General features: G+C 68.1%; 13 protein-coding genes. 4 read left to right on the top strand and 9 right to left on the bottom strand.

What is annotated here, in order from left to right; all coding sequences use genetic code 11:
* Positions 1-59 precede the first annotated feature (59 nt).
* The 7 genes from EF903_RS14530 to EF903_RS35250 all read right to left on the bottom strand — a co-directional run bounded on the left by EF903_RS14530 (position 60) and on the right by EF903_RS35250 (position 9,552).
* The gene (locus EF903_RS14530; protein WP_125543638.1) at positions 60-1,178 is read right to left on the bottom strand and encodes a substrate-binding domain-containing protein; all 1,119 of its coding nucleotides are present in this window, start codon (positions 1,176-1,178) and stop codon (positions 60-62) included.
* A 117-nt stretch (positions 1,179-1,295) separates the two neighbouring features.
* Positions 1,296-2,498: an ROK family transcriptional regulator gene (locus EF903_RS14525; RefSeq protein WP_125543637.1), complete on the bottom strand. Its 1,203-nt coding sequence runs from the start codon at positions 2,496-2,498 to the stop codon at positions 1,296-1,298.
* Between the two features lie 229 nt (positions 2,499-2,727).
* Positions 2,728-3,651 (bottom strand): carbohydrate ABC transporter permease, encoded by a 924-nt coding sequence (locus EF903_RS14520; protein WP_125543636.1) that lies wholly within the window; start codon positions 3,649-3,651, stop codon positions 2,728-2,730.
* Between the two features lie 13 nt (positions 3,652-3,664).
* Positions 3,665-4,609 (bottom strand): carbohydrate ABC transporter permease, encoded by a 945-nt coding sequence (locus EF903_RS14515; protein ID WP_125543635.1) that lies wholly within the window; start codon positions 4,607-4,609, stop codon positions 3,665-3,667.
* Positions 4,610-4,631: 22 nt separating this feature from the next.
* Entirely contained in the window at positions 4,632-6,059 is a 1,428-nt protein-coding gene (gene ngcE, locus EF903_RS14510) for an N-acetylglucosamine/diacetylchitobiose ABC transporter substrate-binding protein (protein WP_125543642.1), read from the bottom strand.
* A gap of 313 nt (positions 6,060-6,372) precedes the next feature.
* Positions 6,373-9,090, bottom strand: a complete 2,718-nt coding sequence (acnA, locus tag EF903_RS14505) for an aconitate hydratase AcnA (protein ID WP_125543641.1) — start codon at positions 9,088-9,090, stop codon at positions 6,373-6,375.
* A gap of 276 nt (positions 9,091-9,366) precedes the next feature.
* Positions 9,367-9,552, bottom strand: coding sequence for a hypothetical protein (locus tag EF903_RS35250; RefSeq protein ID WP_260615291.1), 186 nt, complete (start codon positions 9,550-9,552; stop codon positions 9,367-9,369).
* Here EF903_RS35250 and EF903_RS14500 point away from each other — a divergent pair.
* The 3 genes from EF903_RS14500 (at position 9,475) to EF903_RS14490 (ending at position 13,057) form a co-directional block, all read left to right on the top strand.
* On the top strand, positions 9,475-10,140 hold the full coding sequence (locus tag EF903_RS14500; RefSeq protein ID WP_399420848.1) for a TnsA-like heteromeric transposase endonuclease subunit: 666 nt from the start codon (positions 9,475-9,477) through the stop codon (positions 10,138-10,140). The two genes, EF903_RS35250 and EF903_RS14500, sit on opposite strands and share 78 nt — an antisense overlap.
* 356 nt (positions 10,141-10,496) lie before the next feature.
* Positions 10,497-12,011, top strand: coding sequence for a Mu transposase C-terminal domain-containing protein (locus EF903_RS14495; protein ID WP_221888741.1), 1,515 nt, complete (start codon positions 10,497-10,499; stop codon positions 12,009-12,011).
* Positions 12,008-13,057, top strand: coding sequence for an ATP-binding protein (locus EF903_RS14490; RefSeq protein WP_125543633.1), 1,050 nt, complete (start codon positions 12,008-12,010; stop codon positions 13,055-13,057). Before EF903_RS14495 ends, EF903_RS14490 begins: the two co-directional genes overlap by 4 nt.
* A 739-nt stretch (positions 13,058-13,796) precedes the next feature.
* Here EF903_RS14490 and EF903_RS14485 read toward each other — a convergent pair.
* On the bottom strand, positions 13,797-14,816 hold the full coding sequence (locus EF903_RS14485) for a ParA family protein (RefSeq protein ID WP_221888739.1): 1,020 nt from the start codon (positions 14,814-14,816) through the stop codon (positions 13,797-13,799).
* A 396-nt stretch (positions 14,817-15,212) separates the two neighbouring features.
* Here EF903_RS14485 and EF903_RS14480 point away from each other — a divergent pair, with 396 nt between their 5' ends.
* The gene (locus tag EF903_RS14480) at positions 15,213-15,800 is read left to right on the top strand and encodes a hypothetical protein (RefSeq protein WP_125543632.1); all 588 of its coding nucleotides are present in this window, start codon (positions 15,213-15,215) and stop codon (positions 15,798-15,800) included.
* 147 nt (positions 15,801-15,947) lie between these two features.
* On the opposite strand, the gene EF903_RS14475 is transcribed toward EF903_RS14480, so the two are convergent.
* On the bottom strand, positions 15,948-16,472 hold the full coding sequence (locus tag EF903_RS14475) for a DUF3291 domain-containing protein (protein WP_125543631.1): 525 nt from the start codon (positions 16,470-16,472) through the stop codon (positions 15,948-15,950).
* Positions 16,473-16,872 lie beyond the last annotated feature (400 nt).

Genomic DNA, 16,872 nt, shown 5'->3' with positions numbered 1-16,872 from the left:
GTCCTGGGCCGGCCCGGAGGCCGCGGGGGCGGGGCCTCCGGCCGGGAGGACGCTGGGGCCTACTTCAGGCCGAGGGTGGCGCAGGCGGCCGCGTACTTGTCGGTGCAGATCTCGTCCGCGGTGTAGACGCCGTCCTTGATGACAGTGTCCTTGATGTTGTTCTTGGTGAGCGAGATGACGGGGATCAGGACCGAGGGGACGCCCTGGGTGGTGGGGCTGTCGACCTTGTTGTTGATGATCCCGTCGATCTTCTCGCCCTTGGCGAGGGCGACGGCCATCTCGGCGGCGGCCTCGGCCTCGGGGGCGTACGGCTTGTAGACGCTCATGAACTGCTCGCCCGCGACGATGCGCTGCACGCCCGCCAGCTCGGCGTCCTGGCCGGTGACCGGCGGCAGCGGGTTCATGCCGGCGGCCTTGAGGGCGGTGATGATGCCGCCGGCCATGCCGTCGTTGGCGGAGTAGACGCCGACGATCTTGTCCTTGCCGAGGGCGGAGATGGCGCCGGCCATGTTGGTGTTGGCGTTCTCCGGCTTCCACTCCTTGGTGTCGTACTCCTTGCCGATGGTCACCTTGCCGTCGAGGACGGAGTGGGCGCCCTTCTTGAAGAGTGCGGCGTTCGGGTCGGTGACCGAGCCGTTCATCATCACGATCTCGCCGGACTTGGCCTTGTCGCCGAGGGCCTCCAGCAGGGCCTTGCCCTGGACGCGGCCGACCTCTTCGTTGTCGAAGGAGGTGTAGGCGTCGATCGGGCCCTCCGCCAGGCGGTCGTAGGCCACCACCGGGATGCCGGCGTCCTTGGCCCGCTTGACCGCGCCCGCGATGGCCTTGGAGTCCACCGCGTCGACGATCAGCACGTTCACCTTGTTGGTGATCATGGTGTCGACCTGGGAGTTCTGGGTGGTTGCGTCCTGCTTGGCGTTGGCGTAGACGACCTCGCCCTTGCCGCCCGTGAGCTGCGCGACCTTCTTCTCGATGAGCGGCTTGTCGAACTTCTCGTAGCGCGCGGTCTGGTTCTCGGGCAGGAGCAGCCCGACCTTGATCGCCCCGTCCGCGGCCGCGGCCGTGCCGGTGCCGTTCGGCGTGGTGCCCGCCTCCTTGGCGCTGCCACAGGCGGCGAGGGAAACGGCCGCGGCGCCGGCGGCGACGACAACGGCGGCTCTACGCATACGCGTGTTCATTTCTTGAACCTCCCTGACGAGGCCGCAACACTGCGGCCGAGGTGGGTGCGAGTCAACCCGGCCGCCACTTTGCCGTCAAGGAGTGAATCCTTAACGAGATGACAACGGTGCCATCCGTTATCTAACTGAAGACAAGAGCTTCGGCGAGGGGGAATCGGCCAAGAGGGTGGAATCGCCCATTTCGCTCAGGACCAGCGCCAGGGCGCCGAGCACTTCGGCCCGGCTGCCCAACGAGCCGGTCAGGACGGACAGTTGGCGGGCCGCGCTGGGGATGGCGTACCGCCCCACGGACTCGCGTATGGGGGCCAGGACGAGCTCGCCCGCCTCGGCCAGCGACCCGCCGAGCACGACGCGCGTCGGGTTCAGAAGATTGCAGAGGTTGGCGACACCGCTGCCCACGTGTCGGCCCACGTCGGCGATGACGCGGCGGCACCCGGGGTCGCCGTCGCGGGCCAGCTCGACCACCCGCTCCATGGTCAGCCCGGGGCCGTGGGTGCCCTGGAGCAGCGGCAGGACGTACCGGGCCGCGGCGAAGGTCTCCAGGCAGCCGCGGTTGCCGCAGCGGCAGACCGGGCCCGACTCGTCGAGGGTGATGTGTCCGATCTCGCCGGCCGTGCCGCCGGGGCCGCGGTAGATCTGCCCGTTGATGACCAGGCCGGCGCCGACACCGCTCGCCACCTTGATGTACGCGAGGTCCTTGACCCCGCGCCCGCTCCCCCACACCAGCTCGCCGAGCGCGCCCAGGTTGGCGTCGTTGTCGACGTGGACGGGGACGCCCAGGCGGCGCGAGAGCTCCTCGCGCGGGTTGATCCCGGCCCACCCCGGCAGGATGGCCGTGGAGCCCAGCGTCCCGGACTCCACGTCGATCGGTCCGGGGACGCCCAGACCCACCCCGATGACCTTGCCCAGGTCCACGCCTATGCCCGCGATCAGCTCGCCCACCAGGGCTTCGGCCCGGTCGAAGCCGTCGGCCCAGGAGGCGTCCACGTCCAGCGGGGCGGCCTCCTCGGCCAGCACGCGGTGGGCCAGGTTGCCGACCGCGACCCGCAGGTGGGTGTGGCCGAAGTCGACGCCGATGACGATGCCCGCGTCCCCGCTGAGGGAGACGCTGCGCGCCCTGCGGCCCCCCGAGGAGGTGTCGGTGACCTCGACGGTCCCGCCCTCCTTGAGCTCCCGGACGATGTTGGACACCGTGGCCGCCGACAGTCCGGTGGACCGGGCGATCTCCGCCTGGGTCAGCGAACCCGCGAGCCGTACGGCCCGCACGACCCGTTCGAGGTTCGCGCGGTGCAGTGAGGACTGCGATCCGGGAGTCTGCACGACTCATCCACTCCTGCCCATGGGCGGCGGCAGGCCGCCGCCCTCCGGCCGGCGGCCGCGGCTGACGGCTCCGAGACCCCGGCGTCTCCAACTTGTGAACCCTTAGTCGAACCCTCGGACATCCACACGTCAAGAGGCGGACACGGAGCAAAACGGCCCTTATGGGTCATAAGTATGAGAGATGTCGAGCAGATCCTGCCACGGGCGGCGCAGACCGGCGACCCGGCGGCTACTTCAGGGTGCCCGAGGTCAGCCCCGCCTGGATCTGGCGCTGGAAGGACAGGTACACCACCAGCATCGGCACCATCGCGAGGGTGACGCCCGCGAACAGCACCGGCAGGTCCGTCTCGTACCCCATCTGGTACTGGAGCTGGATCAGGCCCTGCGTGAGCATGTACCGCTCCGGGTCCGAGCCCGTCTGCGGCTGCATCAGCACCGACGGCAGGATGTACTGGTTCCACTGCCCCAGGACGTTGAAGATCCCGACGCTGATCAGGCCCGGCTTGGCCATCGGCAGCATCACCTGGAAGAAGATCCGCGTGTCGGAGGCCCCGTCGAGCACGGCCGCCTCGTGCACGGCCGTCGGCAGCGTCCGGAAGAAGGAGTGCATGAAGAAGACGGTGAACGGCATCGAGTACGCGACGTACACGAGGATCAGGCCCTGGTAGGTGTTCAGCATGTCCAGGCGCTTGACCATGAAGAAGAGTGGCACGAGCGCCAGGAACACCGGGAACATCGCCCCGCTGACGAAGAAGAAGTACACCACCCGGTTGCCCGGGAAGGGGTAGCGCGCCAGCACGTACGCGGCCATCGACCCCAGCAGCATCGTCAGCGGAACCGAGAAGGCCATCACGATCAGCGTGTGCGCGAAGTAGTCGCCGATCCCCTTGTCCCAGGCGCGCGCGAACGCGTCGAGGTTCCAGTTCGTCGGCCTGCTCAGCGCCGACCCGCCGATCTCGGAGTCGGTCTTGAAGGAGCCGAGCGCCAGCCACACCAGCGGCAGCACGATCAGCACCGCCCAGACGGCGAGGAAGCCGTGGGAGAAGACGTTCAGGACGGCACCCTCGGCGCGGCCCCCGCCCGGCGCGGCGGGGCGGCCGCCGCCGGCCTTCTCGGCCGCGGACTCCCCGGGCGCCTTGATCACAGTGGTCATCGTCGTCTCCCGGTCAGAACTCGATGCGGTCGCGCCGGGTGGCGCGCAGCACGACGACGGAGAGGACCATGGTCAGCACGAGCATCACGACCCCCATCGCGCACGCGTAGCCGCTCTTGCCGAAGTACAGGAAGTTACGCATCAGCACGGTGGCCATGACCTCGCTGTGGTGGTCGGGGCCGCCGCCGAACTGCCCGGAGGTCATCGTCGAGACCAGGACGAACATGTCCATGGCCGCGATGCCCAGGTAGACGGCGGAGGTCTGCACCGAGTCCCACAGCAGGGGCAGCGTGACCCGGAAGAAGGTCTGGGCGCGCCCCGCCCCGTCGAGGAGGGCGGCCTCGTAGACGTCCTTGGGGACGGACTGCATGGCGGCCGAGAACAGGACCAGGTAGAAGCCGACCCCGTGCCAGACGACGACCAGCAGCAGGCACCACAGCACCAGGTCGGGGTCGTTGAGCCATTCGACGGGCCGCCCGGCGTCGACGAGGCCTAGCCGGATGAGCAGGCCGTTCAGCAGACCGCCCTCGTCGCTGCGGTACACGGCGCCGAAGAGGACGGCGAGGATGGCGAGGGAGAGGACCTGGGGGAAGAAGTAGACGATCTTGTAGAAGGAGGAGCCGCGGACGCCGCGGACCCCTCCCGCCCCGCTGCGCCCTCCCGCGTTCACCATGAAGGCGAAGAAGAGGGCCAGCAGGATGGTGGTGGCCGGGACGAACACGAGGAGGAGCAGGTTGTGCCAGAGGGCGCCGCGGAAGACCCCGTCCTCCATGAGGGCCGCGTAGTTCTCCCAGCCGACGAAGTCGAAGGTGGGGGACTGGCCGGACCAGTTCGTGAAGGAGTAGCCGAAGGTCTGGACGTACGGCCAGATGACGAATGTCAGGTACAGCGCTAGCGGCAGGACGAGGAAGCCGGCGATGAAGCCGGCCCGTCCGCGCCCCCGGGCTACGTGGCTCATGGTGTCCGTCCGTCCCTAGGCGTCAGCTGCGGCGGTTGTTCTTCGCGTTGGGGTCCTTGGCAGCCTTGTCCACCGCGGCCTGGGCCCGCTTGATCCACTCCTTGGGCTGGATCCGCTTGGCCATCAGTTCATTGGACGCGTTCTGGATCTCGGTGTCCATTTCGCTGTACCAGTCGGGGTACAGGTACTGGAAGGTGTTGCTCCCGGCGGCCTTCACCGCGGCGACGGCGGAGCGGGTGCCGGGGCGCAGGGAGACCCCCGGGTCGACGCCGTCCTTGAGGACGGTGAGGGAGTTGGCCTGCTGGGCGAAGACCGTGGACCATTCGCGTGACAGCATCGAGCGCAGGAACTCCAGCCCGGCGGGCTTGTTGGCGGCCTTCTCGGGGACGATGAAGGGCTCGCCGGCGCCGGCCCGGATGGCCTCGAAGGGCAGCTTGCTGTCGGGGAGCAGCGGGACCGGCAGGAACCTCATGTCGAAGTCCTCCGGGGTCTGCTTGAGCTGCTCGTTCTCCAGCCAGGAGCCGGAGGGGATGAAGGCGGCCTTGTACTGGTTCCAGGCGGTCTGGGACTCCGTGTGGGTGAGGCCGTTGGTGCCGGCCATGAGCAGGCCCTTCTCGACGACCTCGTAGACGGCCTCGACGGCGGCGAGGGCGGCCGGGTTGTCGGCGAAGGCGCGGGGCTCCAGGTTGTCGATGGCCTTGACGGCGTCGAGGCCGCCCTTCTTGGCGATCAGGTCCATGATGACGACGTTGATGTAGTACGGGTACTTGCCCTGGTGGGCGAGGCCGCCGATGCCCGCGTCGCGGGCCTTGGTGCACACGTCGAGGAACTGGTCCCAGGTCTTCGGCTCGGTCCAGCCCTTCTCCTTGAAGAGCTTGCCGGAGTACCAGAATCCGAAGACGGTGTAGACGTAGTTCAGTGCGACGAACTTGCCGCCCTGGGTGCCCTGTTCGACGGTTCCCGGAATCAGCAGGTCACGGACCTTCCTGGCCGGGTCGTCGAGCGAGGGCGCGTCGAGGACCGGGGTGAGGTCGGCGAGCTGGCCGCCCTTGGCCAGGACGTCGATCTTGATCGCCTGGGCTCCGGCGTCGTCGACGACGTCCGGCGGGTTGCCGCCGTTGAAGCGGGGCTGGAGCTTGGCGGCGATCTCCTGGGTGCCCAGGTGGGAGCTGGTGGTGCCCCACTTCTTGTCGAAGGCGGCCTCCCAGGCCTTGGCGTAGTCGTCGCCGAACCCGCCCTTGAAGACGACGACGTCGAGCTTGCCGCCCTTGGCTACGCCGAACGGGTTCTCCTTGGTGACGGCCGCCTTGCCGGGGCCGTTGGTCGCGGCCTCGCCGCCGGAGGCGCAGGCGGACAGGAAGCCCATCGCGGGCGTGGTGATGAGGCCGAGTGCCGCGGAGCGCTTGATCAGATCGCGGCGGCCGAGGCCGCCCTCGCCGGTGGATCCCATGCTCATGTCCTCGCCTTCGTCCGTGGGTGAAGGAGGCCGGGGAGCAAGGGCGTTGCGGCACGCGCGGGCACAGCCGCAGGTCCCCGCCCATCCCCCCGTCCGGCACCGCTGGACCGCCGCGGGCCGGACGCGCACAGGTATAGTCCACTTCCACTGGTGTGAGCAAGATCATGCGCAGCCTTGTCTGGCAGCTTTTCCGAGTTGAGACCTCGGTGAAACCTGGCCCCTCCGCCATCCGGACAGACGAGAAGGGCCGCACCCCCCGGGAGGGGTGCGGCCCTTCGACGACGGCGCCGGGCGCCGCTCACACAGCTCAGCCGCGGATCAGGTTCCGCAGGACGTACTGCATGATGCCGCCGTTGCGGTAGTAGTCGGCCTCACCGGGGGTGTCGATGCGGACGACCGCGTCGAACTCGACGCCGGTGTCGGTGCTCACCTTGACGGTGCGCGGGGTGGTGCCGTCGTTCAGCTCGGTGACACCGGTGATGGAGAAGGTCTCCTCGCCGGTCAGGCCCAGGGAGGCCGCCGAGGCGCCCTCGGGGAACTGCAGCGGCAGGACGCCCATGCCGATCAGGTTCGAGCGGTGGATGCGCTCGTAGGACTCGGCGACGACGGCCTTGACGCCGAGCAGCGCGGTGCCCTTGGCGGCCCAGTCGCGGGAGGAGCCGGAGCCGTACTCCTTGCCCGCCAGGATGACCAGCGGGATGCCGGCGGCCTGGTAGTTCTGGGAGGCGTCGTAGATGAAGGAGACCGGGCCGCCCTCCTGCGTGAAGTCACGCGTGAAGCCGCCCTCGGTGCCCGGCGCGATCTGGTTGCGCAGGCGGATGTTGGCGAACGTGCCGCGGATCATGACCTCGTGGTTGCCGCGGCGGGAACCGTACGAGTTGAAGTCGCGGCGCTCGACGCCGTGCTCGGTGAGGTACTTGCCGGCCGGGGTGTCGGCCTTGATCGCACCGGCCGGGGAGATGTGGTCGGTGGTGACCGAGTCGCCCAGCTTCGCCAGCACGCGGGCGCCGGCGATGTCGGAGACCGGGGTGGTCTCCATGGTCATGCCCTCGAAGTAGGGGGGCTTGCGGACGTAGGTGGACTGCGGGTCCCACTCGAAGGTGTTGCCGGTCGGGATCGGCAGGGCCTGCCACTGGGCGTCGCCCGCGAAGACGTCCTGGTAGGACTTGGAGAACATGTCCTCGCCGATGGCGTTGGCGACGACGTCGTTGACCTCGGCCTCGGACGGCCAGATGTCCTTGAGGAAGACCGGGTTGCCCTCGGTGTCGGTGCCGATGGCGTCCTTGGTGATGTCCACCTTCATGGAGCCGGCGATGGCGTACGCGACGACGAGCGGCGGGGACGCCAGGTAGTTCATCTTGACGTCGGGGTTGATGCGGCCCTCGAAGTTGCGGTTGCCGGAGAGCACCGAGGTGACCGCGAGGTCGTGCTCGTTGATCGCCTTCGAGATCTCCTCGTCCAGGGGACCGGAGTTGCCGATGCAGGTGGTGCAGCCGTACCCGACGAGGTTGAAGCCCATCTTGTCGAGGTACGGGGTCAGGCCGGCCTTGTCGAAGTAGTCGGTGACGACCTTCGAGCCCGGGGCCAGGGTGGTCTTGACCCACGGCTTGCGGGCCAGGCCCTTCTCGACCGCCTTCTTGGCCACGAGCGCCGCGGCGACCATGACGTAGGGGTTCGAGGTGTTGGTGCAGGAGGTGATCGCGGCGACGGTGACGGCGCCGTGGTCGATCTCGAAGGAGGAGCCGTCGGCCAGGGTGACCAGGGTCGGCTTCGACGGGGCGCCGTTCGGGTGGTTCGCCGGGGCGTCGGAGGCCGGGAAGGACTCCTTGCCCGCCTCGTCGACCTCGTCGACGTAGTTGCGGACGTCCTGGGCGAACTGCTCGGCGGCGTTGGCCAGGATGATGCGGTCCTGCGGGCGCTTCGGGCCGGCGATGGACGGGACGACCGTCGACAGGTCGAGCTCGAGCTTCTCGGAGAAGTCCGGCTCGGCGGCCGGGTCGAGCCACAGGCCCTGCTCCTTGGCGTACGCCTCGACGAGCGCGACCTGCTGCTCGGAGCGGCCGGTGAGCTTGAGGTACTTCAGGGTCTCGCCGTCGATCGGGAAGATCGCGGCGGTGGAGCCGAACTCCGGCGACATGTTGCCGATGGTGGCGCGGTTGGCCAGCGAGGTGGCGGCGACGCCCTCGCCGTAGAACTCGACGAACTTGCCGACGACACCGTGCTTGCGCAGCATCTCGGTGATGGTCAGCACGAGGTCGGTGGCGGTGGTGCCGGTGGGCAGCTCGCCGGTCAGCTTGAAGCCGACGACGCGCGGGATCAGCATGGAGACCGGCTGGCCGAGCATGGCGGCCTCGGCCTCGATGCCGCCGACGCCCCAGCCGAGGACGCCGAGGCCGTTGACCATGGTGGTGTGCGAGTCGGTGCCGACCAGCGTGTCCGGGTAGGCCTGGCCGTTGCGGACCATCACGGTGCGGGCCAGGTGCTCGATGTTCACCTGGTGGACGATGCCGGTGCCGGGCGGGACGACCTTGAACTCGTCGAACGCGGTCTGGCCCCAGCGCAGGAACTGGTAGCGCTCCTTGTTGCGGCCGTACTCCAGCTCGACGTTCTGGGTGAAGGCGTCCTTCGTGCCGAACTTGTCGGCGATGACCGAGTGGTCGATGACGAGCTCGGCCGGGGCCAGCGGGTTGATCTTGGACGGGTCGCCGCCGAGCTCCTTCACGGCCTCACGCATGGTGGCGAGGTCGACGACACAGGGGACGCCGGTGAAGTCCTGCATGATCACGCGCGCCGGCGTGAACTGGATCTCCTGGCTCGGCTGGGCCTGCGAGTCCCAGCCGCCGAGGGCCCGGATGTGGTCGGCGGTGATGTTCGCGCCGTCCTCGGTGCGGAGCAGGTTCTCCAGCAGCACCTTCAGGCTGTAGGGCAGGCGGGCGGAACCCTCGACCTTGTCCAGCCGGAAGATCTCGTACGACTCGTCGCCCACCTGCAGCGTGCTGCGGGCGTCGAAGCTGTTCGCCGACACGACAGTCTCCTTCATGCATGAAATTCGCGCGTATAACCGCAATCCTGCCGCCACGCCCTGTGGCCAATCCGCTAAGGTAAGGCTAAGTTAGGTCACCCTTACCCGATGTGGCGGCTGCGGTACGCCCTCGGCAGATATCTCGATGTCGAGATAACTCTAGTGCATCCCCGCCGGAAGGTCATGCCCGGCATGCCTGACCGCTCTCATCCAATCGAGGCGTTTACTCAGCGAACCCAGTCGTTGCGCCTTCCGTCTCAGTGAACCTAGCCGTACGGGCTAAACGCGCTGGGGGTGCTGGTGGCCGTACCGGCTGGGGTGGATCTCGCAGGGCCGTACGTCGAGCTGTCGTACGTGGACGCCGTACATCAGCGGCAGCGCCGTCCCCTGCTGGACTGTGTGACGGCTCGGTTCGAGGACGCGGCTCCCGTACGGCCGTTCCGGTGGTCCCGTGGGGAACGTCACTTCGCCGGCTGGTACTGGGCGGCGACGACGGGGCAGCACGTGGGCTTCGAGTCCTGGCTGGAGCGGGATCGGCTTGTGCTCATGGACTTCGATCCGCAGGTGGCGGGGATCGCCTCGCAGCCCTTCTGGCTGCACTGGCACGACGGAGCACGGGAGCGTCGGCACGCTCCGGACTACTTCGTGCGCCGGGTGGACGGCTCGGCCGTGGTAGTCGATGTCCGCGCCAACGAGCGAATCGAGCCGAAGGACGCGGAAGCGTTCGAGGTGACGCGGATCGCCTGCGCTCAGGCGGGTTGGCACTTCGAGCGGGTCGGGATGCCAGAGCCGGTGTTGCTGGCGAATGTCCGGTGGCTGTCGCGCTACCGGCACCCGCGGTGCCTACATCCCACGGCTGCGGACCGCCTGCGGGAGGTCTTCGCGACGCCGGGGCCACTGATGCCCGGGGCCGACGCGGCGGGTGACCGGCTCGCAACGCTGCCCGCGCTGTTCCATCTGCTCTGGCGTCAGGAACTGGTCGCCGAGGACCTGCCGGTCCAGTTGCTGGATCCGCGCACGGTCGTGGGCCGGGTCGGAAGGGGTGCCCATTGAACAGGCAGGGACGGAAGGTCCCGCCCACAGCCCGGCTCGCGGAGTTTCCCGAGACAGCCGCTGAACAGGCACTTTGGTGGGAGGGCCACATCCTGGAGGTGCTGCACGGACTGCCGCCGGGGGCGTCCGCTGAGGCAGTGGCCCGGTCGGAGTTCGACCCGAGACAGCACTCGTTGGCTGAGCGCGAGCGGGCCAAGGCAGCCGAGTTGTCGGCGGCCGGGCACAAGGTGACGGCCAGCGGGATCAAGCAGCGGCGCCAGCGCTACCAGCGTGACGGGCTGGTCGGACTGGCCGACGGTCGGTCAGCCAAGCAGATGCCAGCCTTCGGCAAGGTCGATGCGGCGGTGGTGGAGTCGATGGGGCAGGCGATCGACGAGACGGCCGAGGACTCGTCGAAGACGATCGGATTCATCGTCTGGCGGACCAAGGAGATCCTGGCAGGCCGTGAGGACGCCGCAGGTGTTGAGGTTCCTTCCCGGGCCACTCTCTACCGGCTCTACAGCAAGCTGGCGACGGGCACGCACGCGACAGGTTCGGCCCGCACGCGCCGGTCGGTCAAGGCCCGGCCTCCCGGTCCGTTCGGGGAGGTTCCGGCCAGTGCGCCGGGCGAGCTGATGCAGATCGACTCGACCCCGCTGGATGTGCTGGTGCGCCTGGACGACGGCATCGCTGAGAAGGTCGAGCTGACGGCGATGGTCGACATCGCGACGAGATCGATCACGGCGGCGGTGCTGCGGCCGACCACGAAGGCCGCGGACGCTTCCGCGCTGCTGGCCCGCAGCGTCACCCCGGAGGCGATGCGGCCCGGCTGGTCAGAAGCCCTGCGGATGTCCCACTCGGTGCTGCCGCACCGGCGGCTGCTGACCTTGGACGAGCGCCTGGAGCACGCGGCGGCACGGCCGGTGATCGTTCCGGAGACGATCGTCTGCGACCACGGCAAGGTGTTCGTCTCGAACAACTTCCGGGCCTCCTGCCGGTATCTGGGCATCAACCTACAACCGGCCCACAAGGCGACTCCTACCGACAAGGGCACAATCGAGAAGACCCTAGGCTCGGTGGCCACACTGTTCGCTCAGTTCGTCGCGGGTTACACCGGCTCGACCACGGACCGCCGCGGCCGGAAGCTAGAGAACGGGCCACTGTGGTCCCTGCCCGAACTTCAGAACCTGCTCGATGAATGGGTCATCGCCATCTGGCAGACCAGGCCGCATGACGGGCTGCGTGATCCACAGGCGCCGAGGCGGGCGTTCTCCCCGAACGAGAAGTACGCCACGCTGCTTCAGTCCTGCGGCTACGTCCCGGTTCCGCTGGACGGCGAGGACTACGTCGAGTTGCTGCCTGAACGCTGGCAGGCGATCAACAGCTACGGCATCCGGATCAAGCACCGCACCTACGACGACGGCGAACTGGGCCCGTTGCGCCGCCAGCACTCCGGGGTGATGGAGAAGAAGGGCTTGTGGGAGATCCACCACGACCCCTACGACATCTCCCGAATCTGGGTACGCGACCGCCGGCGCAATCGGTGGATCACCGTGTTCTGGAAACACCTCCACCGCGTCGGCGTCCCATTCGGGGAACTGGCCTGGGACCACGCACGCGAGCAGGTCCCCGGCGGCACGGAGGAACAGATCGCGGACGCCGCAGCAGCGCTGCTGCGGCGAGCCCACGACGGTCCCGCCCCAAAGAAGGGGCCCGCGGCCGAACGGTCCCGGCGCGTCGCCGCACGGACCCGGGCCACCGCCCCTGATCGGCCGACCCCCGATCCGCCCACCAACGAGACCGTTCAGGAAGACCAGGCGGACGCCGGGATGGCCGAAGTCATCCCGCTGGGCCTGTTCGACCCGCTCGCGAACCCCTGGAGGCGTCCGTGACCATCTCCGAACCGGCAACCCGGCACACCACGCTCCAGGAAGCCGATGCCGAGGCCAACCGGCAATTGACCACCCTGGACGGATGGCGGAAGTTCGCCGCCGGCCCACCCAGCCCTCCGCTCCTGCTGACGGCCGCCGAGCTGGCCAAGCTGTCTCCGACTGAGCGGGCGCTCTATGACGACGACCGGCTCGACCACCACGCACGGATGCTGGTGGTCGCCACCTCGTTCGTCGAGAAGACCGTGGTCTGCGGCCGACGGCTGGTCCTGCTCAACCGGCACGCAATCAGCGCCCGCCGCGGCCTGATGGTCTCCGGACTCCCCGGAACGGGCAAGACCAGCGCGATCACCCAGCTCGGGCTCGCCCACGAACTCCTCGACCGAGCCCGCCACCCGAACGTCACCGACCGCATTCCGGTCCTCTACATCACCGTCCCGCCTGCGGCGACTGCGCGCATGATCGCGGCCGAGTTCGCACGCTTCCTGGGGTTGCCGGTCCGAGGCAGGTCGAACATGACCGACATCATCGAAGCGGTGGTCGGCGTCTGCACGGACACCCGCACCGGTCTGGTCCTCGTTGACGAAATCCACAACGTCTCGCAGGTCACACGGGCCGGGGCCGAAGTCTCCGACACCCTGAAGTACTTCTCCGAACGCATCCCCGCGACGTTCGTCTATGCAGGCATCAACCTCGACACCAGCGAGCTCCTGACCGGCACACGGGGCGCCCAGATCGCAGGCCGCTTCACCCTCGTCCCCACCCGCCCGTTCCCCTACGGCGACGAGTGGAAGGGACTGGTCGCAACGATGGAGAAGACCCTGCTACTCCACGATCACCCGCCGGGCAGCCTGGTCAAGCTGGACCGCTACCTCCACAAGCGGGCCGACGGCATGATCGGCGCGCTCTCCCACGCGATCCGGGGAGCCGCGATCGACGCGATTCTCAGCGGCACAGAACGCGTGACCAAGGCAGGTCTCGACGCAATCCCTCTGGACCATGCCGCAGAGTCCTCTGCGCCACTTCATGCGAAGGCATACCGGTGCTGACAGGAACTATCGACGAACCACGTCGACTCCCCGTCCAGCTCTCGCCCCGCTTCGGGGAAACCACGGACTCATACATCCGGCGCCTAGCCCGCGCCAACCACCTCAAGCCCAGCTACCTGCACGAATACCTATGCGGACCGCCCTACTGGTTCGGAAAGCCCCTACTCGAACGTCTCGCAGCCGTCTCCGGTCGGAGCCCCGATGCCCTAGACCGCGCCCTCGCCGATGCCAGCTCACGCCGCGGACGATTTAAGCCCACGGCGCGCTATGCCAAGAGGTTCCCCTTCCACAGCCGCCGCAACCTCCGCTTTAACATAGCCCGTGAGGCCTACAAAGGTGTTCCCACGCGGCTGCTCGCACAGCGTTATAGCGTCCAGCGATGGGTCGTGCACCTGGCTCTGGATACCGCTCAGCCACTTCTTCCCGGGACACGTCGGGGCGCCGACCCGATTAGCGGTGAAATCGCCATTCTACTCGAAAAGATGATCGCTTCCGGCCTCAATACCCGGCAGATGTGGGCCGAACTCCTGGACAACCACGATCAATCGATATCTTACGGTGCGCTCGCTTACCACCTCCGACACATCAGGTCATGGCAGCAGCGCCTTGCAGTGAATTGAGGCGGACCCCCAAAGGTTCGACGTCACATACCAGGGGGGTTTACCCAAGAGGACGCCAGCAGGGCAGCAAAAGAGGCCCTGGCGGAAATCGCCAAGGCCTCTATTCCGCTCGCCAAGGGCTACAGTGCGGCCACCAACTTTCGGGCATCGACGACACAATTCTGCAGATAATCCGCCTTCACCTGAACACGATGGCCCATGATGTCCAATTTGCCAGGCTTCTGCGCATAGAGGGGACATCCACGCGCCTGAGCTACTACGCCTGCGGTCTGGAAGTCGCGGATCTCTACTATTCCATCCTCGATCTTACTGAAGGTGAACATCTCTGGGATTGACGCCATGAGCGCTATTACATCCCGGTCGATGGAATGCAGCACCGCCGCATAGGCCGAAGCCGCCCCCATGTACTGAGTAAGCCGGTTCTTGGCGATCACGTGCACTTGCGGAAGATCGCGCCCCGCCTCACGAAGCCGAGTCGCGAAGGCATACTGCGTATAGATATCCGATGGAAGCTTGAGGCCGTAGACCAGAGAGAATGCGTTTTGAATGGCGCGACGCGAGGAGTCATCCGCCATGACAGGCAAGATGAGCCTGTCTGCAGCCGAAAGCGCAACCTGCGTATACATCGAGAACGAGGGGTTTGTGTCAATGAACACGGTGTCATAGTCACCGGAGACAGTTTCGAGAAGATCTCGAATCCAGTCGATGACCCGCAGCCACGAATTCGTGGTCGGGATCGACGTGTTCGCAAGCGCCGACATGGCGGTCGCCTGCATTTCCAGCAGCGGGTCACCAGCGATTAGGTCAATGTTCTCCGGAATCGCCTGGTTGTACTGGCTAGGCTTCGAGATGTAGTCGGCAGCCACGATGGTCGGCGGAGCAAAGGGCGAGGACAGGCGCAACTCGAAGTAGCCGCCGATTGTTCGACGCACCGGCTCCCCCTGGCGAGCAAGCAGCACTTCGCTACCCCGAAAGGCAAGTCCCCCATACAGCAGCTCAGAGAGGTTTGCCTGCGGACACACATCCAGCACGAGGATGCGTTCATCGGGGTTCTCGTGAGCGTAGTGCGACAAGGTCTGGAAACACAGACTTGTCTTTCCGGTTCCACCCTTGTTGTTCCAGAAGGCGTAAGTGATCACCAGCACCCCTCCGCACGGAGAATGGACGATGAAGCCATCATGACGTCCATTTTGGACATTGTCAAGGTTGGGTTGGACGTCGCCGGTGGACGGCTGGCCACCGGCACCAATGGCCGGACGGCGAGCCGGCCACCACGCCACCGGAAGGGCACACCCGCCAGCCGAGATGGAGCGAACACTGCTAATGGCCGTCTCACCCAACCCAGTCCCCGCAGGTCGAGGCGACACCTCCGACTAACTTCGTTGAGACAGGACAATGCCCGCCCGCCGCCGCGACGCGCGAACGGCGCAGCGGGATCCGTCCCGAGTCCGCCCCGAACGACCTCCGTCGACCCGCGGATCGGCCGGCACACCCCCCGAGGGATCCTCGACGGGAACCGCGCCGAGGAGACGGACTTGATCACGGAACACCAGCAGCGGCTGCGCGAGCACTACCTCGCCGCCGCCGTCATGCCGGCCCCCGCGCCATGGCGGCCGCTGAGCGGCATCGCCGTCGGCGGCCTGCTCGGCGTCGGCTTCGCAGTCGACCCCGGGAGCGGACGCGACCTCGTCATGGCGGTGTCGAGCGCCGGACACGGCGTCTTCGACGCCGTCACCGGCCGGAAGATCGCACGCGACCGCAGCCCCGACCCCGCCACGAGCACCCCCGACGCGCACCCGGACCTCGCCTGCCCCGGACTGGGCCCCGTCGCGGGGGTTCCGATCCGCATCGCGGGCCTCTTCGGGGGCGGCCTCCACCGCACCACCCCGGACGGCTGGACGCTGGACGTCGTCAGCCCCGACTGGCCCCACGACCGCGTCATCCTCTCCGCCGACGGCGGAGCGAACAGGGGCCCGGCCGGGGGCACCTGGTGGCACGTCTTCCACTCCGAGCGCTCGGAACTCCGCGCCGCCGGCTTCTCCCCGTCGGGCCTCACCCTGGCAATCGCCACCAGCAGCGACCTCATCCTTTGGACCCGCCCGGAACCCGACGTCGGGGACTGAGGGCGCTCCGGGGTGCCGGGCCGTGCGGCTCGGATTCGCACGCCCCCGGTGGGCGTACACCGGCAGCAGGCTTCCCCCTCGCGGAGGGTGACCACATCCCCCGTGGCGGAGCCTCGCACGCCCGGGATCCAGCCCTCGCCCCCTCCCTCACCGGCTCCCGGGGGTTCCGTCCGCCGCAAACGAACGCGGGAAGGTGAAGGCGTACGGGGCGGGTCCGTTGTCGTGGAGGTGCTCCAGCCGCCCGACACCCTCCCGCCACGTCGGTATCGCGCCGTCGGCGACCCACCAGAACGCGTACGGCGGGTGCCCGGTCCGCTCGAACCAGTCGTGACGCCTGTTCAGCGCCTCGCGGTGCAGTCCGGAGTAGATGGCGTCACGGGCAAGCCGCAGGTCGGTCCAGACGGAGAGCGTCGCGGCCAGGGCGACACGGTCTGCCGCCCGGCCCTTGCCGTACCACCGCGGCACGGCGAACCCGCCCCACACGCCCCAGTCCAGCGCGAAGTGCGTGCCCCGGCCGCCGGGCGCCGGCTCCGCATGGGCGACGTATCCGGGCTGCCGGGCGATCTCGGGGTAGACGGCCTCGCCCCTGTCGTGGAGTTCGCGCGTGAGCGGGCCGGGATCGGCCAGAGGCGCCTTCAGGACACCGAACGTGTACAGAGCAAGCTGAGGCATGCGTCTCCCCCTGATGGTTGGCGCCGTGCGCGACCCCCGCACGCCGAATGCCCCGTGAACGTAGCCCCCCGCAACCGCCTTGTCGAAGTTGCGTTTTTGCTCCCGAAATGGCCTCCCGCAGTCGGAGCCCCATCGACGCACCCGGCAGCCGCCGGCCCACGGCAGCACGTAGCGATCCGAAGCGCCGCATCGCACCGCGTGCCTGCTCCGACGGGAGCCGAGTGGACCCCTCCGCCCCGGCCCGTTCCCCCGGGGGCTTCCCGGCAGTCTTTCGGCGTTCCGGGGCGGGCCGCCCTGTCAAGGGTGGCCGGAGGCCATCGCGCAGCGACGCGACGACGAAGGAGGAGCGCCCTTGACAGGGCGGCCCGCCCCGGAAGGACGATGGGACTGACGGGAACCC

It is taken from the genome of Streptomyces sp. WAC05292 (assembly GCF_003949955.1).
GTDB classification, from domain to species: Bacteria; Actinomycetota; Actinomycetes; order Streptomycetales; family Streptomycetaceae; genus Streptomyces; species Streptomyces globosus.
Note: the sequence above shows the minus strand (reverse complement) of the source record. Positions and strands in the feature narration are given on the sequence as shown.

Bases quoted from the DNA above. Each gene is read 5' to 3' on its own strand.
- EF903_RS14530 (WP_125543638.1), bottom strand. From the start codon at position 1,178: ATGAACACGCGTATGCGTAGAGCCGCCGTTGTCGTCGCCGCCGGCGCC.
- EF903_RS14520 (WP_125543636.1), bottom strand. From the start codon at position 3,651: ATGACCACTGTGATCAAGGCGCCCGGGGAGTCCGCGGCCGAGAAGGCC.
- EF903_RS14515 (WP_125543635.1), bottom strand. From the start codon at position 4,609: ATGAGCCACGTAGCCCGGGGGCGCGGACGGGCCGGCTTCATCGCCGGC.
- ngcE (WP_125543642.1), bottom strand. From the start codon at position 6,059: ATGGGATCCACCGGCGAGGGCGGCCTCGGCCGCCGCGATCTGATCAAG.
- EF903_RS14495 (WP_221888741.1), top strand. From the start codon at position 10,497: ATGGGGCAGGCGATCGACGAGACGGCCGAGGACTCGTCGAAGACGATC.
- EF903_RS14475 (WP_125543631.1), bottom strand. From the start codon at position 16,472: ATGCCTCAGCTTGCTCTGTACACGTTCGGTGTCCTGAAGGCGCCTCTG.